The sequence below is a fragment of the Streptomyces kryoterrae genome (genome assembly GCF_054072135.1).
On record NZ_CM133358.1, the window covers coordinates 9,195,541 to 9,219,481 of the forward strand.

A 23,941-nucleotide genomic window follows, 5' to 3' on the forward strand; every position below is an offset into this window, starting at 1 on the left:
CCGAGGGGTCAGGAGAACAGGATCGTCCAGGTCTTCGGGCCGGGGATGCCGTCGGCGTCGCCCGCGAGTTCCTGGTGCGCGCGCTGGAAGTCGCGCACGTTCAGGCGGTCCGCCTCCGACCACTTCGGGCCAGGACCCGAGGTGTAGTGCTTGCTGTAGCCCTTCCGGACGAGTTGCTGCCCGAGCAGGGTGATGGACGCGTTGTTCTTGCTGGGGCCGAACTTGTCGACGCCGGGGAATGGCGGGGCGGGCTTGGCGGTGACCTTGCTGGGCAGGGTGCCCAGCAGCTCCTTGAGGGAGGTCTCGCCGGGGACGCCGTCCGCGTCCGCGCTGGTGTAGCCGAGGGACTCCTGGAAGGCCTGGTAGTTCTTGGTGTCGGCGTCTGTCCAGGTGGGGCCGGGGCCCGAGGTGTAGTGCTTGCCGAACCCCTTCTTCACCAGGGCCTGGCCGACCTTGGTGATGTGGTCGCCCTTGGCTCCGTAGCCGTAGACCAGGCCGTTGATGGTGGCCTGGGCGCAGGAGACCTCGGAGCTCGAGCCGCTGCCGGGGAGGGAGCCGCCCGGGTTCGGGGCGGGCGCGTAGTCGCCTGCGGGCATGCCCGCCTTCACCCAGGCGTACAGCTTGGTGCCGGGGCAGGCGGTTGCCAAGCCGTCCCGGTGGCCGCGCTTGGCCAGGGTCCGGCCGGTCTTCTTGCACGCCTCCTCGTACAGTGCGCGGCACGCGGCCAGGGCCTTCGTGCTGGGCTCTTGGTCGCCGCCGATGGCGATCTGGACGCCGATGCCGCTGATGTTGTGGTCGGGGCAGTGGGCGCCCTGCAGGCCCCAGCCGCGGCCCTCGTAGATGTTGCCGGCCTGGTCGACGACGAAGTTGTAGCCGACGCCGCTCCAGCCGTTGCCCAGGTGCTGCGCCTCGATGGCGCGCATGATCGCGTAGCCGGTGCGGGTGATGTGCGCGCCGCCGTCGTAGTGCACGAAGAACTCGGTGCGCTTGCTCAGGGAGACGGACGCCGGGGTGCCGTTCCACAGCTTCGCGCCCCAGGTGGCGCGGGAAATGATCGTGGTCATGGGGGTGGTGCCCTCCGCTTCGGGTGATCAGTGGAGGGCACCGTGCAGGGCGTGGGTGGTTAACGTCGCGTGCTGCCCTGCGGCCTATTCGTCGAGGACCTCGGCGTCCACGACGCTGCCGTCCTCGAGCTCCGGCGGGTACTCGACTGAGAACAGGCTGCGGTCGAGGCGCTCGGCGAGCGCGGACAGGTCGACGGCCTGGTCGTCCGGGCCGGCCGCGATGTCGCCCAGGCCGGTGATCTCGACGGCGACAATCGCGTCCTTGCCGTAGTGCTCGCGGTGCTGCCGCTCGAGGTACCAGGCATCGGCGCGCCAGTCGGGCGACGTGCGGTCCTCCACGGTCTCCTCGACGATGTCGCCAGTGACGGAGTCCCGGAACCGTCGGGTGGTGACCTTGGTGACGATGCCGCCGTCGGCGACCCGGCGGATGTTCATCATGGCGCGCGCGGCCGCCGTGGCGCGGGCCGTGCGGACCTTCTCGTACAGGGCCGCGTACTCCTCCTCGTCCGGGTTCGGCTTCTCGCCTGCCTCGCGGTCCTCGATCTCGGCGCGGCCGCGGGCCATCCACGCCAGGAAGCTCGAGCGGGAGACCCCGGCCATCTCGGCGGCCAGCTCGACAGCAACGCCCGTGCGCGACGCGCCGACGAGGCGTGCCTCGACCTCGTCGGAGAGCAGGCGTGGGCGACCGCTGTGGCTCTGTGGCCGGCGTGCCTTGCGTCGGGTGGACATGGTGTTCCTCGGAGAGCGGGTCAGCGGTTGGACATGAACATGTGCCCGCAGGCTGGGCAGGTCGTGTGCGGGGCGCGGCCCTCGTCGTCGGGACTGAGTTCGTCGTCGCGCTCTCTGTCGTCGGGCAGGTGCAGCAGGGGCGTCTCGTCCTCGCGGCCGCTGCCGGGCAGGGTCTCGGGGTCGACCTGGCGGAGCATCTTGTCGATCTCCTCGTGGGGGATGGCCAGGGAGTCGAACAGCTCCGCCTCGTTCGTGGCGAGGTCCTCGAGGACCTCGGCGAGTTCGCGCGGATCCCATCCGCCCTCGCCGGGGAGCCTGTTCAGCTTGATGGCGAGGGCCTCGGCTTCGGCGTCGTTCCTCGACGACCAGCCGCGCAGGACGGGGACGAGCCAGCCGCCGTCCTCGTCGATGACGATGCCGCTCGGCGCACGCATACCGCGTGACTGCATTTCGATCAGGGATTCACGGCGGCCGTGGCCGTGGAGGGTCTGCTGGGTGCGTTCGTCGATGACCGGGATCTCCACCAGGCCGTGCATGTCGATTGACGCGATGATGAGTTCGAGTTCATGCCGCTTGGGGTTACGAGCCGCTGGTGTCAGGTCGGTGAGCGGCACGTAGGTGGTGAAGCGCGGGGGCCTGGCGATCGTCTCGGTCACGGCTGGTGCGGTCCTCTCCCGTGCGTTGGTGTCCGGCAGCGGGGAGAGCTGCGAGCCCGCGGACTTCAACCGCGGCGCCCCGCCTCGCAAGCAGGGCGATGCCGTCATGGCCGACCCTCGCCCGCCGCCGGGCCGGTTCCGCCCTCGTTCCGGATGGGGCGGAGCCGGAGCCCAGCCGCTTTCGGTGACGTCGCCGAATGCCGCAGAGCCGCAAGGAACGTAGGAGGGCGCACCGTTAACGTCGCGTCCTACCAAGTGATTTGCCTGGGTGTACTATTCGGATCGGCTGGGAGAGCAACCCAGCTACCTGGGCCTAGGTGTAACAAGAATCGGCCGGCGACGTACCTCCATGCGACGTCCCGAGACACCCCGCCCGGGAGGACCAACACCCTGGGCCACGGCGTCCGGGGGCAGAGAGGAACACCCCGATGTCAAATGACGTCGCCGACGACGGCAACCAGGGCGAGGAGACCGTAGGCCTCCCTTTGACGTCTCTCGCGCTGATCGGCGCGCTCGCCCGCGCTATGGAAGATCACCAGAGAGAAGTCATCAAGCCGCGGAAGGACGCCCCGCGCGACCCTCTCATCCAGGGATTCGAGGCGACGAAACAGCCGAGTCTCGTCGTGGAGATCGACGGCGAGGAGGTCGGCCACTACAAGGTCAACCTCACGGGAGACCGGTTCGAGATCGAGGACCGGGCCAAGTTCGACGAATACGCGGAGGACAAGGGCGAGATCGACATCGTCATCACGGCGAAGCCCGCGTTCGTGGATGCGGTCCTCGCCCACGCCCACCGGAACCCGGAGACGGGCACCGTCTTCGACTCGCGGACCGGCGAGGAAATCCCGGGGATCAAGTACATGCCGGGCGGGAAGCCCACCGGCACCGTCACCTGGACCTGGAAGAAGTTCAAGGGGCAGCCGATCGGCAAGGGCGTGCTCTTGGCGGCGTACAAGCGCGGTCGGCTCAACGAACTGCTGCGAGAGACACCGGAGTTGCTGCCCAAAGCGCAACCCGGCGCGAGCGAGTGACGACGGCCGCCCGGCCCCCTGCGGCCGGACCCTTCTCCTCAGGGATCAAGACCATGACCACCACCGCGCCCGCCCACACTCAGAAGCTCTCCGACCGCGCGCACCGCGTCCTCTTCGAACTCGCCCTGCACCCCGACGGTGCGTGGGTCGACGTGACGTCCGTCTGCACCAGCCTCGGACTGAATTCCCATGAAGTGCGCAGCGCCCTCACCGAACTGCGCACCGCGGGCATGACGGAGAGGAGGCGGTGCATGGCCCGCAGCCGGACCACCAGCCGCCGGACGCACCACACTTACTTCCGGCTGACGGACGACACCACCAGCGAGGCCGCTGCATGAGCCGCCTGCCCAGTCCCACGGCGGTTCGTCACAACCGGCGTCGCCCCTACTACGTTCACGTGGAGTCGACGACCGTCCGCAACACGCGCCTGAGCTACCGCGCACTTGGGCTGCTGACCTTCCTACTTGATCAGAAGGAGGGGTGGCAGGTCCGGTCCGATCAACTCTCCAAGGGTGAAGGGCGCGAGGGGCGTGAAGCGATACGGACCTCGCTGCGCCTGCTTGCCGCTGAGGGCCACTACCGCCTCGAGCGGCGCCGACTGCTCAACGGCAAGGTCGTCATGGGCACGGCTGTGTCTGAGTTTCCCGTGGACCAGTGGATCAAGGATCACGAGATCTTCAGCACCCAGAAGGATCCGGCCGTCCCGGTGGTCGAGCAGGAGGACGGCACGTTCTTCGTCGAGTACCCCGACGGCAGTCGCGGCAGCGACGGGTTCGAGACCGACCCCTACGGCGAGGAGCCCCCGGCCGACCCGGAGTTCGAGCCGGCGGTGAAGCCCACGGTCGACGAGGAGCCCGCGATCGAACCGCCGGAGAAGCCTGTCCGCACTCGCAAGCCCCGCAAGACCCCCGAGGAGAAGGCGGCCGAGGCGGAGGAGAAGGAGGCCGCCGCCGACGAGAAGGCCAAGGAGAAGGCCGCTCTCGACGAGGGGGCGACGGCAGGGGCGCAATGGTGGTGGGGCACCCCGGAGAAGGACGGGCAGCCGGTCAAGAAGGGCCGCGTGTACGAGCTGATCGACGAGGGGAAGATCCCGCGGTTCGTCGGCAACAAAGGCCGCGCCTACCACGGTGTCCGGGCTCTGGTCCGCAACGCTCTCATGGCGGGTTACGACCGCGGCACGATCGCTACCGCCCTCGAGACCACGAAGCGTGCGTTCCCGAGTCAGCAGCAGTTCGAGGACGCGTGCGCCGCGGCGGCTGGGGTCCACATCGACCGGCCCAGGTTCAACGGTGCCCGCAGCGTGCCGTACAACGACGCGAACACCTGGGGCGACGACACGAATCCGTCGTCCACCACGCCCATCGGCACCAACGACTCTGACGACGCCACCTTCGGTGTTCTCGTACGACCGTAAGGAGCGCCACGATGTCGGTCACCGCGGCTACCCCGCCGACCGCGCCGGCCCGCGGTATGAACGCGCTCGGCGATCTGAGTGCGCACCTCGTGCGCGTATTGGAGAACAACGGCGCGGACATGTCCCAACTCGGTGTGCCGCCCCAGCCGAAACCAGAAGACGGACTATGGGAGGACGTGGCCGTGCCGCAGGCTCGCGCGCGACGGAGCATGTGGCGCAACAGCATCATCGACGCCGCCCACGACGACTATCTGGCATTCCGCTTCGATCACCTCGACGAGGCGCAGAAGCCGAAGACGTTGCAGCACTGGCTCGACTCCCTGGTCGAGGCGAAGAAGCTAGACGCCCGGCCGGAGACCCTGAACATGATCCTCCCGGGGAACATCGGCAGCGGGAAGACCGCTGCGGCGATCTCACTGGGGAACGAGGCCGCGGAGCGCGGGCTATGGACCCTGTTCGTGAAGCACGCAACGTACCTGACGTGGCGTCGCCCGGATTCGGCGCCGCACAACATGAAGGCGTGGGAGGTCCGGAAGAGGTTCGTCGAGTGCGACCTGCTGGTCCTCGACGAGTTGTGCGGCGAAATGGACGTGACAGCCACCGAGTTCGCTCGGAAGGAGACCATCGACCTGATCGACGCACGGATCGCGGCCGGACGACCCACGGCGTACACCACGAACCTGCGCAGCCGCAGGAAGCCGGGAAGCCAGGCAATGGGCGTGGTGGACATCCTGGGGGAACGATTGCTGTCCCGACTCGAGTCCTCGGCATACGTGGCGAAGATCGTCGGTCCAGACAGGCGGAAGCCGGCGCAGCCACTGGACTGGTGATCAGGGGGCGGATATCCCTGTGTGTCCCAGTTGCTGACGGGGCGTGAGTTGCTAACAGCGCCGCAAGAGGCGAAAGACGTTATATCGTTTAATCGACCCGGAAGGCTATGAGCATACGCCGACCGGGGAGACCCGAACGAGAGGAAAGGTGTCTTGAAACGTCTGTCCCCCGGCTCCGACACGGACGGGAAACCGAAGGTTCTCGACGACTCCGGCGTACCGCCGCTCAGTGGATGGGAGCGCTTCGGCGCCGGCCTGACCGCGCTGGGCGGGGTCGCCGTCGGAGGCCTCGGCTTCTACGCATCGTTCGATGCCGTATCCAAGGCTGCCGCGTCCTGGGGCTTCACCGAACCCTGGGTCCTGCCCACCGCCATCGACTCGGCCATCCCCGTCTTCACCGGGGCGTACCTCTTTCTCATCCGTATGGACATGCCGCTGTGGTGGGCGCGGCTCGTCCCCTGGGCCCTGAGCCTGATCACCTGCGCGCTGAACGTCGCGTCCGGCGACTCCTTGTGGTCCAGGGTCTCCCACGCCGCCATGTCCCTGCTCTGGGTCGCGGTCTCCGAGATCGCCGCGCACATCTACGCCGTCCGGATCGGCGCGGCCACTGGGCGCGGCCGCCGGATGGAAAAGGTTCGGTGGGCCCGCTGGATGCTTTCCCCGCTGCCCACCTTCCTGCTCTGGCGTCGCATGCAGTTGTGGGAGGAACGGTCGTACGAAACGGCCCTCCTGCTCGAGCGGGGGCGAATCGTCTACCAGGCGCAGCTCCATGGCCGGTTCGGGCGGGCGTGGCGCAGGAAGGCGCCTGTGGCGTCGCTGCTGCCGCTGCGACTCGTAGGCGCTGGCGTCCCGCTCGCCGAGACGGCCCCCGCTGGTCTGCGTGCGGCGGGCATCGAGCCCACGGGCGTCTTCGCCTCGATGCCCGAGCCGCCCGCGCTCACACCCCCGGCCGCTCCCGTCCCGACACTGACCGCCGTGCCTACCCCGGCCGCGCCCCCGACTCCGTCCGTTCTGCCTGCCATCAGAAGGCCACGCCACGTCACGCTCGCCGTGCCCCCGCAGACACAGGGCGGCATCCCGCAGTGGAGCACCGAGAGTGAGCTGTACGAGATCATCAAGGACGTCATCGACAACGGGCGTCGGGAGGTGTTCAACGGGCCTCTGACTGGCAGGGCAATCGGGCTGGTTCTCGGTAAGTCCCAAGGGGAAGGCCGTAAGGTCCGCGGCCGGCTCATCGAGACCTACGCCGCCACGAAGGGCATCATCATCCCGGACAAGGCCACTCTCGACGACGTCTACGTCCTGTTCAACCAGGCGCTGACGCCAGCCGGCCCGTAAGGCATCCTGCCCCTACCCGTACCGAAGTGGCGGGCCCCCTTCCTGGGGTGCCCGCCACCTGCATGATCGGACGCTTCTTTATGACACCGGAGATCCTGGCTCGGATCGCCACCGCCCGTGCTGCCCGCGACCTGTCCGACCTCGCCCGGCTCCTGCTCGCGGAGACAGCGACGACCACCAGCCCGACGGAGCGCATCGAGAAGGCCCGCCGCTTGCGGCAGGTGGCCAACGAGGTCGTCGACCTGGTCGTGCTCGCCGAGGCGCTGGAGGGTGTGTCCTGGGGGGAGATCACCGAAGCCCTCGGCCGACGGGACCCGGGCACCGTGGAGCGGGAGTTCGCCGAGGACGTCGCCGAGTGGAGCGCCAAGTCCGAAAAGGAACTGGAACGGGCGGCCGAGGGGCACTCGGCCCTTGACGAGTGGTACGGCCGTCACCGCGAAGACCAGGACCCGGAGCTCTCAACTCCTGTCGCGGATCTGCTGAACAGGCATTGAGCGACCCGACCAGACGGGTAGAATAGTAAGCCGATGGCAATGGTGAGAGGTTAAGCCCTCTGCTGTTGCATCCTCCGCGGGAGAGCAACCCGGGGAACCACGAAGTGAGGGAACACCCAGATGCCTGGTACCACCACGCCTTTGCATGACCGCAGATCCCGGAAGCCGACGGGCAAACCGAGCCCGCCCATGATCCTCATCGCCGGTACGGACAAGAGCGGTCGCAGCCACGAGGCAGCAGCGGGCACAGCATCCGATCTGGTCGGCATGTCGTACTGGATCCAGGTGGGTGGCTCGTCCAACACTGCCGACTACTACGGCCGTATCCCCGGCGCTCGCTACGAGATCGTGGAGCACGACGGATCGCACGCGGACATCTGCGGCGCGATTCGCTGGGCGTCCACCCAGCCACTGCACAACGGCAAGCGCAACATGATCGTCTTCGACGACGGCAGTGCCCTGTGGGACATGCTCAGTGACGAGGTCGCTCTGGTCTCCCGCAAGCGCGCCGAGCGCCGGGCCCAGGTCAACGGCCGTCGCAGCGCCCGACTTGACGACCCTTACGTCGACGAGGACCGAGACCTGTGGGTCAACGCGAAAGACCGGTGGGGCGAGGTGCTGTGGCTCCTGCGCCAGCACCCTGGCCCGGTCGTCATGGTGGCACGCCAGGAGGTCGTCACCGCCTATGCGAACGACAAGCCCACCCGACAGACCACACGCCGGCTCAAGGCCGAGAAGAACCTCTCAGCGGCCGTCGACGCAGTCGTTGAACTCCATGGGATCGACGAAGGCTACGTCACGGGCGTGCACACCATGGAGTACACGCTGGAGGCGGGCCGACAGTACCGGTTCGCCGGGATCGACCACCTGCTGAGGAAGATGGGCTACGAGAATTCCGCCGCCACTCGCCAATCGACTGAGTCTCGGCCTTGGGCGTACCTCAACGAACAGCGCCTCCAGCAGCAGCCAGTCCCGCCCGCTCCCGCGCAGCACCCTGGCTTGACGGGACCACAGGCCGTGGAGCTGATCCACCAGGCCCTCACCAATAAGAGCGACCCCGAAGCGTGCCTGCACGACGTCCGCGAATACTGGGGCAAGCGCACTCTGTCGCAAGTTCGCACCACGACCAAGTTGTGGGGCGAAATAGACGCGGACGCCCTGATCACCAGGTCCCTGGAGTACGTCAAGGAAGAGGCCAGTAAGCGCAAGCAGGCCGAAGGGAGCGGGTCTGAGCAGACCGCTCCCAGCTCTGCCCAGTCGGCCGAACCCGAGCACCAGGATCAAGCACGTACGCACCAGGAGAACGAAGAACTGGACCCTTCGCCCAAAGACAGCGATATACCGGTGTCCTCGGAACCTCCTGAGGAAGCGGAAGTCGACCCGCCCCCGCCACCGGACCCGGAGACCCAGGATCCGCCGCCGGGCGAATCTCCGGAGGACACCAGCGCCGCCGAGGAGCCGCAGGATGTCCCCGCTACTCCCCGGCCCGCGGCCCGGAAGATCCGCAAGAGGCCGAACGAGGGCCGTGCACTTAAGGCGCTCAACGCTGAGGCTGACGTCCAGGCCCGGATCAGGATGATGACTGTGGGTGAGCACCTCGGGCCGATCTCCGAGGAGGGCGACCCGACCATGACCGTTCTCCGGGACTACCTCCAGAAGCACCGGCCAGCGATCATCGCCCAGCTCGACCAGGAGGGGCAGACGGAGCTCGCCGCCTACTACCGGGACGTGACCGTCGACCCGCAGATTCAGCAGCGGTTCGCCTCGTACTTCGCGGGCGTGCCTGCGGGGCAGTGAAGTGACGTGAGGCGATGCGCGCCCGGCCCCCTCGGGCGCGCTCCTCCGGCGTGCCGCGCCCATCTCGATCTCATCACCTCACGTCACCTCAGCCCGGCGCGCTCGCGCGCCTCACCCTCTCTGCAGGCGCGCCCAGGTGACCGTGCGCCGATCCCTTGCGCGTTCCGACCGCGCCGACCCGCACCCGCGCCGTCCTCCTGGCGCGCCGACCCACGCGCGCTCGGGCGCGCCCCGAGACTGGGCGCGCCCCGCGCCGACCCGAGCGCACTTCCACGCGCGTGCCCAGGGGTGCCCATCGGGCGGGTACACGCCCCACCCGCGCCGCGCGGCGCGGCGCGCGCCTGCCGAAGATCGCGCGCGGATTGGCCGGACCGACGGCCCGCGCCGAGATATCTACGCGGAGGAGCGCACTGGGCAGCGCGCCGTGGAGCGCGCCTTTGACCTGCCAATTTCCGGATCGCGCCGCGCGTCCACCCCCGCGCGTCACGGCAGGCGCGGGCCTCCTAGACCTCGTCGACTACGCGCGGCCCTGGTGGCGCGCCCAGCGGCGCGGTGATCGCTGCTCGAGTGCGCGTGCCCTGCGGCGCGGATGGCCGCGCGGGGGCGCGTCGGTCGGGTGGCCGCGCGTCGAGGGCCGCGCCCGCCCCGCGCGAGGCCGCGCCTCGAGCGCGCCCCGGGCATGGTGATGGGCGCGCCATCGGGCGCGCCCTCGAGTCGTGGACGATCAGTCGGTTGCGACTACTGCGCGCCCTGCCTGGCCGCGCGCCGGAGGGCGCGCCTCCTCCTCCGTGCCTCCGCAGCTTGCTCGAGCTCCCCTCCGCGCTCCTGCCGCAGTAGCTTCATCAGCTCCTCGGGGTGTCGCTCACCGAGGAGCTTGAGCGCCTGCAGCCGGACGTTGGGCTCGCTCGGCATCCGCCCCTCGCGGGCCTCCCCGTACTGCACGCCGTAGCGCAGGAAACGGGCCTCGGACTCCACTCGGCGACGGAAGCCGCCGGTGCGTCGTTCCTGCGCGTTGCCGCTTTCTCCGGGGGGCGGCTCGGGCATGAAGCGGGCCGGCTCCTCGAGCATCTGCCGACAGATGTCCGCAGCCCTTACAGCTACTCTCGGTGAGCGGAAGGCGAGTGCTTCGACCCAGGGAGACGTCGGCGCCAGGACCGGCTCGTTGAGGACGAACCCCGTCCACCGGTCGACGAAGGAGTCGTCGTCGAGGACCGCCAACTCCTTCGCGTGCTCGTGGGCCAGGTCGTCGACGACGTCCTCGACAGGCCGCATCGCGGCCTTGATCGTCTCCTGCCACGGCGCGATGCGGGCCTTCTGCCGTTTTTTGCTCTCCCCCTCCTGGATGGGGTTGAAGAACTTCGCCCGGCGGACGGCCGTCTTGAGCGCCTCGAGCGTGCGGGGGGCGAGGCGGGGATCGTGGAAGGCTGGGCCCTGGATCTCCCGCGGTGCGCGCTTGTCCCTCCCGCCCATGACGTACTCGACGACCGTGCCCATGAACGCGTCTTCACTCATCTGCGACAGGCGCTTGATCTCGGCCGCGACGCGCTGCGCATCAGCCATAGGTGAGTTCCTCCACTTTGGGTGTGACCCGTGCTCTCGGGCCGTTGTTCGGGCGGTGTCCGCTGGCATAGAGCGGGGTGGCCGCACGGTCGCGAACAGCGTGTGCCGGATCCTCGCAGGAGCAACCACTCCCCGGCCCCGAGTGCTCTACACGCACCCGGTGACTCGATCCCAATTGGCCAAGGGACCCAACGGGCGGGAGGAACACCCCCACTCTTGCGAGCGGTGTGGTCTTGCGCCACTGAACCCTGGACCGGAATCTCAAACGCGTTCTTCGCGGCAGCGATACGGCCACCTCGTTGCAGATGGTACCCGCCGGCCGGGGGCCAGACGCGCCTCGCAGACCCTATTCGGCCTGCTGAGGCGTCTTCCTGGTGGTCAGGACCTCGATCATCGGAGCGAGCTTGGTGGGCTTCCACACGAGGTCGTAGCTCGTCTGGGAGGCCGCCAGTGCGCCGAGGATGGTGACCGTGGTCAGCTTGCCGTGGTGGAACTGGTCCCATCCGCCGTCCGCCGCCACAGCGACGACGCCGGCGACGAGCGCGGCCACGACGGCGACGACCTTCTTGTAGCTCGCCGACCAGGCGGGGCGCTGCACGATCGCGGTGAGCAGCGGGAGCACGGCGCCTACCTGGACGCTGGTTGACAGGGATTCGAGTGTTGCAGACATGGGTTGCCCTTCATGCGGAGTTGCGTGACGGGCGGACTGTGCGCGCGGCTGGGCCCTTGCGTCGCGTGCTGGCTCAGCCGCCGGGCCTGTTGTCCAGGTCCTCGGCGATCTCTCGCGGCGGGGGTGGGGCGGGACGCTCGTAGAGCGTGACGACCAGGGCGCGGAGCTGGTGGATGTAGTCGATGGCCGCGGCCTTCCAGCGCCTCCACTGCCGTTGCTCCTCCTCCAGCCGCTCGACCCGGTTCTCCAGCGTGGTCACCCGATCGAGCATCTGCACGTTCGTCGCGCGGTGCTGCTCCAGAAGCTGGGTGAAGCCTTGGGCCATGGCCTGCACCGAATCCACAGTGTCGGTCTTGCGTTGATTCCCTCGGTACACCAGCCACGCCCCGCCCAGCACACCAGCCATGCCGAACACCGGGCTGAGGACAGGCGCCAGAGAGGCGAGCCACTCCACAGGGGGCCTCCTCGGGCATCGGTCGTCAGATGGGGTGCGCGGGAGCCGGGGCTCGAAGGCCCGCGGCTCCCCGCGGCCCGAACGCTGCACGACCGGCGTGCCTTACGTCGTGTGCTTGAGACGCCTACACCGCGGGTGCCTCGTACGGCACGAGATCTTCGATCGGCTGACCGCAGCGCATGCACAGGCCGCGGTAGATCGGTGCTTCTGCGTTGGGGTAGTAGTCGCCGTGGAACGGCTCTCCTTCCACGAGGCAGTCGGGGGTGCGGCATGTGGCGGTGAGGGGGACCGCCTGGGGCTCGTCGTCGTCGATTTGAGAAGCCATGAGCTAGTCCTCTCCGATGATCATCCAGTAGATGTTGGTTGCAGCCGCGTTGGTACGTGTGAGCCAGATCGTCATGCCGCTGGAGCTCACGCTGGAGCAGCCGACCCCGAGAACCTGCGTTCCGGGTGCGGCCGTATTGGCTGTCAAAAATCCCCGGAAGTTGGTTCCCTTGATGGCGCCGCCGGAGAGCGTGACAGACGTGGGGGTATTGGCCACGGGGGTGATCGTGACGACACCCACGCTGATGTTGTCGGCACGCAATACTCCAGCGGCGCGGATACCGGCGTCCCCCGTCAGCGTCATGTTCCCGCTCGGTCCCGCGCTGAGAATCGCCGTGCTCTTCCCCAGGAAAAGACGACCGCCGTGCTGCACCGACGTGGAGGCATTGAGCCGTTCAGCGACCCAAAAGTCGTTGCCGAAGTAGGTGCGCCACTTGTAGGTGGCGCTGTCGGCGGAGTCGACGAATGTTCCGCTGTTGAGTCCGAGGTTGGCATCCGCAGCGCCGCCAGTGACGTTGACGACCGCCTTGTTCGTGCCGTCGTCGGACGTCCAATAGATGAACGGGTAGGCGTGGTTGGGCTCGATGCCGATCTTGTTTCCGCCCGTGCCGTACCCGATGAAACTGGAGGAGTTCATCACGATGCGAGGGCCCGAGGCAGCCGTCTGCACCGTGGCACCCGTGATCGTCTTTCCGTTGATGGCGTTGGCGTCGAGTTTGTCCGCCGTGATGGCTCCGGCCTTGATGTGCGTGGCTTCAACGGCCCCTGCCGCGATCTTCGTCGCGGTGACCGAGTTGACAGCGAGCTTGTCGGCCGTGACAGCGAGCGCGTTCAACTTGTCCGTCGTGATCGCCAGTGAAGCGATCTTCTCCGCGGTGACGCCCAGAGCGATGAGCTTGTCAGTGGTGACCGCCCCAGCAAGGATCTTCGGCGCGGTGATCGCCCCGTCAGCGATCTGCACCCCCGGGACGACCGGGCGGACCGCCGCGTTGTCGAACCAGGCGTCACCCGCGGTCGCCAGCACGACCTGCATACGGATGGCCGCACGGACCGTTCCCGCCGGCGCCGTGACGGTGCCCGACACCCGCGACCACGCATCCGGTACCGGTGCGCCGGTCGTGCCGACGACGCCGTACCCGAGGATCACGCCGGCGGCGTCCTCCCACCGCGCGTGCATGTTGACCGAGGTGCCCACCCAGTCCGCGGACACGAAGCAGTCCGCGGCCAGGTAGAACTGATCCCCCGGCAGCGCCGGGATCAGCGTCAGCGGGACATCCCGGTACACGGCGGTGGCCGACCGGCTGTCGACCTTCAAGGAGCTGGCCGAGCCGTTGCCCTTGGTCTTGTCCTGCGTCGCGTAGGACAGGCCGAGGATCAGCGCGGCCGTGACCGCGCCTTCAAAACTCGGGTCCGGCAAGATGTTCGATCCGCCGGTGACGGTGAGCTTGTCCGTCGTGATGGCGCCGGCCGCCACGGCGTTCGCGGTAACGGACCCCGCGGCCAGCTCAAGCGCGGTAACCGAGTTGGCTTGCAGCTCCCGCGCGCTGATCGCGTCAGCGGCAACTTTTCCGGCCGTGACCGCGTCGGTGGCGAGCGCCGCGGTGTTGACCGCGCCGTTGGCGATCTTCCCCAGGGTGACGGCGGCTTTGGCGAGCTTCTCCTCAAGGACCGCGCCCTCAGCAAGCGCGGTGGTCCCCACGGCCCCGAGCGCGAGCTTCGCCGCGGTGACCGCGTTCTGAGCGAGCTTGACCTCCGTGACCATGCCGTCGACCAGGTCCTGCTCCACGGCCTGCCGGGGCTGCCCCTGGACGGTCGTCGACGGCTGACCGGTGAGCGCCGCGGTGTTCTGCGCGACCAGGCGCACCCACACGACGTCGTAGCCCGAGACATGGACTGTGGCCGTACCGCCGAGCTGGGCGGTGATCGTGGCCACCTGCGTCGCCAGGCCGGGAGTGAAGTCCGCGGTGTTGCCGACGTGGACCTGGACCAGGGCGAAGTCGGTCGGGGTCTCGGACGAGTCGTCCCACAGGCCGTCCCAGCCGATCACGAGACCGGCGAGCACGGACGCGACGGTGGGCGGGGACGGCGTGGGCGGCGGGATGGTGTTGACCGGGACGAGGGCGACGGCCCCGTCCGGCTGCACGCCGACACTGCCCTTGAGGACGCCCTCGTCGTCATAAATGTCGAGGGAACCGCCCTCGATGCTGGCGCTGTTGAGCTGATTGGAACGTTCGAGCGCGGCCAGCCGGTCCTCGATCTCCTTGAAGTAGGAGGCGAATTGCTTGGCCTTCTCCCGCTCGTCCAGGTGGAAGGACGACACCCGTCTCCCCCTCCGTCTCTCCACGGCCACCGGGATCTCCGGGACAGGCGGGAGAGTGGAAGGGGGAAGGGGTTAACGTCGCGGCCTGGTCAGCCGTAGAAGTCGCTGCGGGTCAGCGAGAGGACCGCGGTGCCGGCGGCCGGGTCGATCTCCTCGGCCACGATGCGGTGCCAGATAGCGAGTTCACCGATCCACGGCACGTCGACCTGGAGGAGGATGCGGTCGCCGAGCGCCCAGGAGCCGAGCGCAGCGTTGGGGTGATGCTTGATGGCGACGGACGGGATCGTGAGCTGCTGACCGTGCCTCGCCCGTTCCTGCCGTCCGACCTGGGTCAACGCCGAGAGGTTCGCGGTGTTCTTACGGGCGAGGACCCTGGCCCGGCGCACCCGCTTGTCGTCCAGAAGGACACGGACCCGGGGTGTTTTCTGCCCCGAGCCCTTGCCCAGCACGTAGATCTGGTTGGCGAAATAGTCGCCCTGCCCCTGGGCGGTGGCGTACTCGATGATGTTCTCGCTGGAGGCGAACCGCAGATCGCCGCGGACCCTGCCCAGCCGCCGAGTGCCCAGGTCGACGTGATGCCGGATCACCTCCTTCGACCCGTCCCAGAAATGCCGCTCCAGAAAGTCCGCCTGCGCCAGATTCATCACCTCAGTGATCGTGTTGCCGCAGTCGGGGCTGTCCCACCACAACAGCTCCCACGGATCGGCACCGGACGCCGCACCCAGCTTGTAACCCGAGTCGTGCGAATCGAGCGTCACCGCCAGCTTGCCGCGCTGGAAGGACTGGAGGTGAGCCCAGACGTGCCGTACGACGTCGTATGCGTCCCACCGGGTGGTGATCTTGTCCTTCGGCCTTGGCGGCATCTTCCGCTTCGGACGGGTTCCGTCGATGTAGCCGTCATGATTTTTGTCCCGCCCCTCCCACGCATATTTCTGGGGGACCTTCGCACCCGAGCGGATCACCGATCCGAGATACGGCATCGCGTGGGGGTAGGCGGTGTAGCCGGCGCACACCACCTTCATGGCCTGCCCCTCGTACGACACGTTGGTCACGATGCCGCCCCACCGGATGTTGCCCTCGAACTCCGCGTACAGGGCGGTGGCCCACTCGGAGATGACCGGCATCCCGTCCGGCTTCGACATCAGCCGCATGTACTCCGGCTCGATCGTCCCCTGCATCAGACCGGGCCCGTTCAGCTCCCGCCGCGGAGGGCTGTCCGGCACGAACGGGACGTCCCAGTCCAGAAAGTCCCCCGTCGTGACCCGCTGGGCGATGTACCGCCACGCCATCAGGCACTCACCGGCGCCTGCTCGTAGGCGACCTCCACCGACAGCACGGTGTATGCGTCGGCCCGCACCACACCGGTGACGCCACTCGTACCGATGCCCTCGACCGCCAGCGTCAGCACCTCCCCCCGGTCCGCCGGAGCGAGCGTGAAGCGATGGCCGCACTGCACCGCGAGGCGGCCCACCTGTACCGCCGCCGCGTACGGCATCCCCACCCCCCGCTGCTCACCGAACGCCACCCGCACCTGCCCGTACGCCTCCGCCGTATCCGGGTGCAGCAGTCCCGCGATGTGGGCGTGCACGCTCACATGCGTCGCCCACGGCGGGACCCTCTCCGCCCACGTCGCCCCGAGCGGGAAGACCTCCCACACATCCGTGACCGGGCCGACGTCGTCCGGCGGTGTCCACGCCCCGAACAGGTAGCGGCGCACGGTCTGCGTACGGGGCCGGGCCATCTGCCGCAGGTCCGTGACCATGCCCGCGGTCACCGCGCTCGTCGACGCCGGCACGTCGACGCGGGCCAGCGTGATCGCGGTCGAGTCGGGCGCGATGTCGAGGACGCTCGTGGTACCCGGCGGCACATCCGAGATGACCCGGGTGAACACGTACGGTCCGACGGTGGGATCCTCGGGCTCCGGCCACGTCTCCCCGCCGTACGGGTCCTCCACCCGGGCGACGATCAGGTCCGTACGGGGCCCGTCGACCCCGGTCGCCTCGATCACCACCTGCTCAGCCGTCGGCAACCGCGCCGCGTACGACTGGGCGCCACCGCCCGCAGCCGCCCGCCGCCGGGCGACCAACGCCCCCGCGCCGACCTGAACCGCGCCCGCCGGGGCCTCCAGCGCGGTCACCAGGAGATCCGCCGGGCCCACGATGCCCTCACCACCGCACACGGCCGCCTCGACGACCAGGCGCAGCGTCTCCTCACTCGCCGTCGTGCCCTCGATAAACCACGGAATGCCGTCCCACGTCATCTCTCACCGCTCCTTGTCCGTACCGGAGAAGAGAGGCTGAACGGCTCGTACGCCTACTGTCGCCCACTCACCACCAGCCGTAGGCGTCACGCCATTTGATCTCCACCCGCGGACCGTCCAAATACTTCGCGGAGGACCGGGTGTAACCCAGGACCGCAGTCCAGTACCCGGGCGGGATCGCCATCGCGCCCATCCTCGGACTCGCCCGCGTCAGCTTGTCGGCCACCGACGCCGTAGCCGAACCCCTGGTGTGGATCACCGTGCGCGCGAACGGGCGCGGATCGATCGTCACGTGATCGTCGGCCCCGATCGTCATCGCCAGCTGAACCGCCCACAAATTCGGCGTCAGCATGACCCTCGGGTTCTTGCACGGCCCGTGGATCACGATCACCGGATAGGTCGGCAGCCGGCCCAACTGCTTCACCGACGCCGTCTTCCGCGACGTGTTGAAATACGCCTGCCCGTCATTGAGAACAGGCCTCCACGGACGCGACGGCCGGCCCCCCAGGTAGAAGTCCCACAACTCCTCGGACTTCTCCGTCTCGTCGTAGAACCGGTCATCGACCGCCACGAACTCGGCCACCACCGGCGTGTAACCCTGCCTCGTCAGCCGGGAATGGGAGACCGCCAGCTTCCGGGGACGCCCGTACATCCGCCGCGTACGGCCCGCCGTCCTGTGCAGAAGCCACGAGACCCGGGTCGACTTCATACGGATCGCATCGGCCCGCCACACCTGCCGCAACAGGTCAACACCCTCCGATCCCCAGTCCCACGGCCCGCCCCGCTTGTGCGCGTACGCCATCACCAACTCGCTGTCACTCCAGTCACCGATCCGCGCGCCGCGCGCCCATGGACGCATCGGCCAGTGCCGGTCCACGGGGCCGTCCACGCCGTCGACACCCAGCTCGAACGTGACGGTGGTCTGTCGTTGATAGTCCCGGCCGAGACGGATGCCGTCCTCGCCCGGCAACGCCGCATCGCCCACCTGCGGGTCGGAGAAGGAAACATCCGGCTCGGCCAGGCAGTAGATGCCTGAGGCCCGACGGCCGAAGGTCAGCGCAGCGCCCGGCAGGTTGTCAGCCGCGTTGTAGCCGAGGTGCCAGTCACCGTCACGCATTGGCGCCCCCTCCCAGACGGATGCGGCGCAGCTCGAACATGGCGTCCTCCAAAGCATTTCCAGTCGATTCGACCGCACCGATGTTCAGGTTGAGGTCACCGCCGACGAGCGCCCCGGCGGCCGTTGAAGTGGTCGTCCGGGAGCGGGGCCTGCTCGCCGTGGTGCTGCGCACGGCGCCGTTCGCGTACTGACGGAGGGCTCCCTGGGCGAAGTACACGACCTGGCCGCCGAACATCTCCGCCACGCGCTCGAGGATGGCCTTGCTGCGCTTGCGCTTGCTGGGGGCCAAGGGGACGTATGCCTCGCCCTTGGTCTCCGGCTCATTCCATACGCGGATCTCGCCCGGTCGTCCGATCTGCGCGATGTGCCGCTCAGCGCCGGCCGCGAATGTCTTGATGCGGTTGGTGGCCGCACGGATGCCGCCGTTGGCGTACTGGACGATCCCGCCGTCCGCGTGGGTCCGGACGACGGCCGGTTTGCCTGACTCGCTGTACTGGACGGTGACGTGGACGGTCTTGCCGGTGAGGCCGTTGATCTTGCTCTGAATGGCCTGCACGTTGGCGAGAGCCGTCTTGGTGGGGGCGGTGATCCGGACCGTCTTGCCGTTCGATCCGTCGACGGTCGTGATCTTGTATCCGAGATCCTTGAGCGCGGCCTGGGCCGTCTTCGTCGGCGCCTTGATGTCGATGGACTTGCCCTTGGGCAGGCCCGCCACCTTCTCCTGGACGTTCTTGAGGTCGCCGGTGGCTTTCTGGATGATCGCCTGGACGGTGACCTTCTTCTTGTCCGGCGCGTTGGCGATGTCCTGGGCCAGAGCGGCGATGTTCACGCGCGCCCCACCCGTCGGAGCGGTGACCGACACCTTCTTACTGCCGGGGATCCGCTGCACGGTAAAGCCGAGCGCCTCGAGCTGTTGCCGCGCTCCGATCGTGGGCGCTGTGATCTGGATGGCCTTGCCTGGCTTGATGCTCTCTAGCTTCCCGCGCAGGGCGAGGACCTCGGCCATCGCCTGGGGAATGCCGGTCGCAGTGACGAGCGTGTTGATGGTGTCCGGGACGAACCCCATCTGATCCGCGAGCGCCTTGGCCTCGGCCTTCGGGATGCCCATGTCCGCAGCGAGCTGGAGGGCCTTCGCGCGGGCCCTGTCCATCGCATCCTGGCTCTTGTCCATCGCTTCGGACATAGGCATGAGGCCCTGTTCCGCGGCTTCCTGCGCCCGGGTGGCCACGCCGAGCATGCCGTCGCGCAGCTCCGTGAGCTGGCCGTTGAGGGTCTGCCCGTTCTTCGTCGCGGTGTTGACCAGACCGTCGTTCGCGACGAGCGACTTGCCCCAGCCGTCGGCCTTCTCGATGTTCGACTTCATCGTGTCGTCGATCTGGAGCATCACGGCGTTGAGCTGGGTCTCAGCGTCGTGGAAGCTCTGCGTGTTGCCGTTCAGCGCGTCCAGCGCCCGCTTGAGGGCGTCGACTCGCTCGTCCGCCGACTTCGTTTTGTCACCGAACGTGGTCACGGCGGACTGGAGACGGCCGTACGCATCGGTGCCGGTGGTGCCCGACTGGTTGATCGCGTCGCCGAGTTCCTTGTGCCTCTTCTGGCTGTCCTCGAGTTCGCCCTTCACGGTGCCGATGGCGTCCTTCGCCCGGATCGCGGCGAGGCCCTCGTCATCCCACGCTTGTGCGGCGCCGGCCGCGGTGGTGATCCACACCTTGTGGGAGTCGGCCGTCTCCTGGAGCTTTTTCTGTAGATCGTCGAGGGTCGTGCCCTGCCCGAGGTAGGCGTTCGTCAGGTCGCCGAGGCTGACACCTGCCTCGCGGACACTGTCGACCAGCTTGCCCTTGCCGTCGGCGAGCTCGGTGTCCTGCAGGAGCTGCGCGGCCTGGGCACGGACGTTGGCGTCGATCGCGCCGCCCGAGGCGATCAGGGCGTCCGTCAGGGACGTCACGCGCTCCTGGTGGGCCTGAGTGGCGCGGGCGGCCTCCTCCTGCCAGGAGGCGAGGAGGCCGAGGCCGATAGTGACGCCGATGAGAGCGATGCCCAGCGGGCCACCGAGGGCTGAGGTGATGCCGCCGATGGCGCGGGACGCGACCTGGTTGGCCGCGCCGATCCCGCGCATCGCTCCGGTGAAGCGGTTCCCCTGTGTGGCGGCGCCCCGGTAGGCGAGCCCCATGCGCTGCCACATGGTGACCTGTGGGCCGAGGACTCCAGGGCCCAGACTGCCGCGCATCGTGGTGCCGAGCGTGCGCGCGGAGGTTCCCGCAGCAGTCACGGAGGTCCCAAAGGAACGCAGCATGTTGGCGACGCCGCTGACCACCTTGAGGGCGAGCATCACGCCCAGGAAGGTCGCCAGGGCCACGTTCGCCCCGGGGACAACTCCCATGATTCCGTTGAAGATCTGCAGCAGGCCACTGAACGCCACGAGCAGTACGCCGAGGCCGGAGCCGGCCGCCGACACGTTGCCGATCGCCGTGGCGATGTTCGAGATCACCGAGATGATCGCGGGGCCGACGGTCTGGCCGAGGGCGTTGAAGAACGTACCCAAGGCCGGCATGAGCTCGGTGCGGATCTGCCGGACCAGGTCGAGGATGCCGCCGTCCCTCATGGACCGGCCCATCCCGCGCATCATGTCGCCGAACAGCGCGTTGACCTCATGGAATACGGGCGCAGCGTCCGAAAAGAACTGCTGCATCACCCGCTGGCCGACGCCGGAGTTCGCCCAGCGCTCGAACCGCAGCATGCTGCCCTCGAGGCCGTTGAGCAGCGCGTTGCCGGTATCCATGGCCGCACGGCCGACACCGCCGAGCCCCGAGATGAGGCTGCCGGTGGTCCGGCCGAGCTGCGCGGCTTTGTCGCCGGCGTGATCCAGGAACTTGGCGAGGCTGCCGGTTTCCCGCCCCGCCTTCACGGAGGCCCGGAACCATTGCGTCAGGCGCTCGCCGCCGCGCGAGACCCGTTCGGCGAACGGACCGCTGGTCACGAGGAAGTCCCCGGTGGCGGCGGCCATGTTGGCGAGGCCGTCGGTCAGGTGGCCGAGGACCCGCGAGTTCGAAGATGCGACGGTCTTGAAGTCCTTGCGGAACGGGCCGGTCTGCATGGCCTTGGCGCCGCGTTCCGCGAGGTTTCCCATCTGGGCCGCGGAGTCTCCGAGGGCGTCCTCCAGGAGCGGGAAAACGGCCTTCGCCAAGGGCTTGATGTCGTCGGAGACCTTGGAAAAGAAGCGGTCGCTGACGGACATGCGGACCTTGCTCCACGCCCCTTGCAGCGAGGAGACGGACTTGACCGCGTCCCGGGCCGACGGCGAGAGCTTGTCCAGCGACTCCTTGAGCTTCTTCTGCTGCGCCTCGGTGACCTTGCCGTCCGCGGCGAGCATCTGCTGCGCCGCGTTCGACTGCTTGAGCGCTTCACCGAAGCCGTTGAACGCGATTTTCGTGCCGACCGCCGCGGTGCCCGCCGCGGTGATCAGCCCGGGGATCGCGCCGAGGACACCGACCGCGGGCGCGGCCGCGGAGACGAGGGCGGTCAGGCCCGCGCCGTACTGGCCGATGAGAGCGACCGCAGGCTGCAACAGGGAGACGATGGCCCCGATGCCGAGCATCCGCAGACCGCGGCGGCCCGACCCCGGCATCCGCATGTTCACCGGAACGTTGACCGGGTTTCGGTCGGCCTCGCCCTGGGCGCCGGTGATGAGCCTGCGGAGCTGGCCGAGGAGACCGCCGCTCGACGAGCCGTCCCCGTCGGGCCGGACGGGAAGGTCCAGGTCGGCGTCGCCGATGCGGCGACGGATGCCGTCGAGGGAGGCACGGAAACGGTCCTCGTCGATCTCGACACGGATCTTCGCGGTGACGCCCTTGGACGCCTCCTTGACGACCTCGTTCAAGCGGCGCTTGAGCCCCTTGCCGTCGACCTCGACCTTGACCTTGGCGGCCAGGCCCTCGGCGGCCGTCTCGACGGCAGTGCGCAGCCGCTCCGCAAACCCTGAAAGATCAGCGACGACCGGCACGTCGAGGCGACCGGCCTGCAGGCCCTCACCCACTACGGACCATTCCTCTCTGCACGGCGGCGGCGAGCATCTGCCGATGGCCGCTCATGCGGGGCGCCTGCCGTTCCTGGGCGGACTGCGACGGCCGGGGCGGGATGCCGGGGCCGCTGCGCGTCGTGGCGTCGGAGCGCGGCGGGCGAACGATGGTGGTCGGCTCCTCGCGCCGCTTGTCTGCGGCCAGGAGCCCGATCTCCTCGACGATCAGCGCCATGAGCTCGAGGACCTTGGTCCAGCCACCGAGGGGGGCTGAACGGACCCGGGAGTCGTCTGGCAGGCCGTCGAGGAGGGAGGTCAGTCGACGGAGTCCGAGGAATCCGGGCTGTCCGGGACGAAGCCAGACGCGTCGGGCGTCGATTCCGTGGAATCGGGAGAGGTCGGACTCGACGTCGCTCCATCGGTTTCGGAGGAGTCGGCCGACCGAAAGAGCTTTCCCAACTCAACTCCGTAGACCCTGGCCAGGCCGGTCGTGAGGCGGATGTAGTCCGGGACGGACGGCTTCCGTTCGAGGAACGCCTCGTGCTGCTCCTTGTCGAGGAGGACCTCGTACGTCTCGCGGACTGCCTCGAGGAACTTGCGGGGCAGGGACGGGCGCCGGAAGAGGGCGGCGACCACTTCCTTGATGCCTGCGTCGCCGTCGTTGGAGTTGATGACGTCGCCGAGGAGACCCACCAGGTCCAGCTCGTCGGAAAGGATCGGGTCGAGAGCCGCGGCCGGCAGCTCCGCCGGAAAGATGAACTGTTCGCCGCGGAACTTCACGGGGATGCCGTCGGGGTACTGAACCTCGCGGCGCTCGGCGTCCAGGTCGATGACGTACGACATGTGCGTGACCTCTTCATGAGTGTGGTGCTGGGTTGCCGGTTTCGGCAGCGCGCGGACAGTGGCAGCGCTGCGCGGCTTATGTCGCGCCGTGCGGCCGCCCCGCTTGATCAGGGCAAAGAGGGGCGGCCGCAGGGTGGGTTCACGCGTAGGTGAAGCCGCCGGTCTTGGTGACGTCGCCGCCCGCGGACACGACCACGACGTCCTTCGCGCCGGTGGTCCCGACCGGGGAGATCACGGACAGCTCGGTGTCGTTCTTGAGGATCAGACCGGTGCCGGTCACGGTGCCGAACTTGATTGCGGTCACGCTGCCGAGGTCCGTGCCGGTGATCGTGACGGCGGTGCCGCCCGCGGCCGGGCCGCCCGACGGCGTGATGGTGGCGATCGTCGGCGTCGGGGGCTGGAACGCCGGGTCGTCGGTGAGTACGTACCAGGCATCCGTGTCGTCGCCGCCTTGGACGGCCAGGCGCAGTGGCAGGACGCTCTCCTTGGTCTTGGCGAGCTCCTTGGAAACGCCCTCCATCTGCATCGTGCGGGGGATGACGTAGCGGTAGTGCTTGCCACCGTCGATGACCTCGATGCAGCCGGCGATCTCGGTGCGGCCGCCGATGCGGGGCGGGGCGAAACGGAAGTGCTTCCCGCCTCCCGCGGCCGGGGAGACGGCCGTGATGCTGCCGCCGCCGTACACCGCCTTGAAGTTGCGGACGGACCACTGCTGGAGGTCCACCTCGACGGTTGCCGCGTCGGTCGTCTGGAACGTGCGGGTGGGGTAGGAGGACTGCGCGGATCGGACCTGCTCGAAGTTCGGTTCGGAGTTGAACTTGAGGGAGTCCTCGGTGAACAGGCCGACCGTGTACCAGCCTTCGGGCATGGCCACGGTGGCGTCGGCCGGGGCGACGGTCCCGACGGGAGCCAGCCACATGCGGCTGAGCTGAGGGATGAGGATCTCGTTGTTGTTCGTGGTCTCGCCAGCCATGGCGGGCTTCTCCTTGGTGTCCGGTGGTGGGGCGCGGACACCTTGGAGAGCCGGG

The 23,941-nt window shown here is 68.6% G+C and carries 22 protein-coding genes; 7 read left to right on the forward strand and 15 right to left on the reverse strand.

The features are described from left to right. Positions 1-8: 8 nt before the first annotated feature. The 3 genes from ACW4TU_RS40990 to ACW4TU_RS41000 form a co-directional block, all read right to left on the reverse strand. Positions 9-1,064, reverse strand: coding sequence for a peptidoglycan-binding protein (locus ACW4TU_RS40990; RefSeq protein ID WP_457421909.1), 1,056 nt, complete (start codon positions 1,062-1,064; stop codon positions 9-11). Positions 1,065-1,148: 84 nt separating this feature from the next. Beyond that, the gene (locus ACW4TU_RS40995; RefSeq protein ID WP_457421911.1) at positions 1,149-1,793 is read right to left on the reverse strand and encodes a hypothetical protein; all 645 of its coding nucleotides are present in this window, start codon (positions 1,791-1,793) and stop codon (positions 1,149-1,151) included. A gap of 20 nt (positions 1,794-1,813) precedes the next feature. Further along, positions 1,814-2,449 carry a ParB N-terminal domain-containing protein gene (locus ACW4TU_RS41000; protein WP_457421913.1) on the reverse strand — a complete coding sequence of 212 codons (636 nt, stop codon included), beginning with the start codon at positions 2,447-2,449 and terminating at the stop codon, positions 1,814-1,816. 428 nt (positions 2,450-2,877) lie between these two features. Between ACW4TU_RS41000 and ACW4TU_RS41005 the strand changes: the two genes are divergently transcribed. The 7 genes from ACW4TU_RS41005 (at position 2,878) to ACW4TU_RS41035 (ending at position 9,353) form a co-directional block, all read left to right on the forward strand. Then, positions 2,878-3,480: a hypothetical protein gene (locus ACW4TU_RS41005; RefSeq protein WP_457421915.1), complete on the forward strand. Its 603-nt coding sequence runs from the start codon at positions 2,878-2,880 to the stop codon at positions 3,478-3,480. Between the two features lie 53 nt (positions 3,481-3,533). Beyond that, positions 3,534-3,818 carry a hypothetical protein gene (locus tag ACW4TU_RS41010; RefSeq protein WP_457421917.1) on the forward strand — a complete coding sequence of 95 codons (285 nt, stop codon included), beginning with the start codon at positions 3,534-3,536 and terminating at the stop codon, positions 3,816-3,818. 59 nt (positions 3,819-3,877) lie between these two features. Beyond that, positions 3,878-4,894 carry a hypothetical protein gene (locus ACW4TU_RS41015; protein WP_457421918.1) on the forward strand — a complete coding sequence of 339 codons (1,017 nt, stop codon included), beginning with the start codon at positions 3,878-3,880 and terminating at the stop codon, positions 4,892-4,894. Between the two features lie 11 nt (positions 4,895-4,905). Then, positions 4,906-5,724, forward strand: coding sequence for an ATP-binding protein (locus ACW4TU_RS41020; protein ID WP_457421919.1), 819 nt, complete (start codon positions 4,906-4,908; stop codon positions 5,722-5,724). A gap of 153 nt (positions 5,725-5,877) precedes the next feature. Next, the gene (locus ACW4TU_RS41025) at positions 5,878-7,062 is read left to right on the forward strand and encodes a DUF2637 domain-containing protein (protein WP_457421921.1); all 1,185 of its coding nucleotides are present in this window, start codon (positions 5,878-5,880) and stop codon (positions 7,060-7,062) included. A gap of 80 nt (positions 7,063-7,142) precedes the next feature. Then, positions 7,143-7,556, forward strand: a complete 414-nt coding sequence (locus tag ACW4TU_RS41030) for a hypothetical protein (protein WP_457421923.1) — start codon at positions 7,143-7,145, stop codon at positions 7,554-7,556. Between the two features lie 189 nt (positions 7,557-7,745). After that, a complete protein-coding gene (locus tag ACW4TU_RS41035) occupies positions 7,746-9,353 on the forward strand; it encodes a hypothetical protein (RefSeq protein ID WP_457421925.1) in 1,608 nt (535 codons plus the stop codon). A gap of 738 nt (positions 9,354-10,091) precedes the next feature. On the opposite strand, the gene ACW4TU_RS41040 is transcribed toward ACW4TU_RS41035, so the two are convergent. The 12 genes from ACW4TU_RS41040 to ACW4TU_RS41095 form a co-directional block, all read right to left on the reverse strand. Beyond that, on the reverse strand, positions 10,092-10,913 hold the full coding sequence (locus tag ACW4TU_RS41040; RefSeq protein ID WP_457421927.1) for a hypothetical protein: 822 nt from the start codon (positions 10,911-10,913) through the stop codon (positions 10,092-10,094). A 346-nt stretch (positions 10,914-11,259) separates the two neighbouring features. Continuing rightward, positions 11,260-11,583, reverse strand: a complete 324-nt coding sequence (locus ACW4TU_RS41045; protein ID WP_457421929.1) for a hypothetical protein — start codon at positions 11,581-11,583, stop codon at positions 11,260-11,262. 73 nt (positions 11,584-11,656) lie between these two features. Then, positions 11,657-12,037, reverse strand: coding sequence for a hypothetical protein (locus ACW4TU_RS41050; protein ID WP_457421931.1), 381 nt, complete (start codon positions 12,035-12,037; stop codon positions 11,657-11,659). A 124-nt stretch (positions 12,038-12,161) separates the two neighbouring features. Further along, positions 12,162-12,362, reverse strand: a complete 201-nt coding sequence (locus ACW4TU_RS41055; protein ID WP_457421933.1) for a hypothetical protein — start codon at positions 12,360-12,362, stop codon at positions 12,162-12,164. A gap of 3 nt (positions 12,363-12,365) precedes the next feature. After that, entirely contained in the window at positions 12,366-14,681 is a 2,316-nt protein-coding gene (locus ACW4TU_RS41060) for a hypothetical protein (RefSeq protein WP_457421935.1), read from the reverse strand. Between the two features lie 89 nt (positions 14,682-14,770). Then, positions 14,771-15,970 (reverse strand): hypothetical protein, encoded by a 1,200-nt coding sequence (locus ACW4TU_RS41065; RefSeq protein ID WP_457421937.1) that lies wholly within the window; start codon positions 15,968-15,970, stop codon positions 14,771-14,773. Then, positions 15,970-16,941 carry a hypothetical protein gene (locus tag ACW4TU_RS41070; protein WP_457421939.1) on the reverse strand — a complete coding sequence of 324 codons (972 nt, stop codon included), beginning with the start codon at positions 16,939-16,941 and terminating at the stop codon, positions 15,970-15,972. The genes ACW4TU_RS41065 and ACW4TU_RS41070 overlap by 1 nt, the downstream gene beginning before the upstream one ends. Before the next feature lie 67 nt (positions 16,942-17,008). Further along, on the reverse strand, positions 17,009-18,058 hold the full coding sequence (locus tag ACW4TU_RS41075; protein ID WP_457421941.1) for a hypothetical protein: 1,050 nt from the start codon (positions 18,056-18,058) through the stop codon (positions 17,009-17,011). After that, entirely contained in the window at positions 18,051-22,088 is a 4,038-nt protein-coding gene (locus ACW4TU_RS41080; RefSeq protein ID WP_457421943.1) for a hypothetical protein, read from the reverse strand. Before ACW4TU_RS41080 ends, ACW4TU_RS41075 begins: the two co-directional genes overlap by 8 nt. Next, positions 22,081-22,305, reverse strand: coding sequence for a hypothetical protein (locus ACW4TU_RS41085; protein ID WP_457421945.1), 225 nt, complete (start codon positions 22,303-22,305; stop codon positions 22,081-22,083). Before ACW4TU_RS41085 ends, ACW4TU_RS41080 begins: the two co-directional genes overlap by 8 nt. A gap of 80 nt (positions 22,306-22,385) precedes the next feature. Next, positions 22,386-22,913, reverse strand: a complete 528-nt coding sequence (locus ACW4TU_RS41090) for a hypothetical protein (RefSeq protein ID WP_457421947.1) — start codon at positions 22,911-22,913, stop codon at positions 22,386-22,388. 139 nt (positions 22,914-23,052) lie between these two features. Further along, positions 23,053-23,886, reverse strand: coding sequence for an IPT/TIG domain-containing protein (locus tag ACW4TU_RS41095; RefSeq protein WP_457421949.1), 834 nt, complete (start codon positions 23,884-23,886; stop codon positions 23,053-23,055). Positions 23,887-23,941 lie beyond the last annotated feature (55 nt).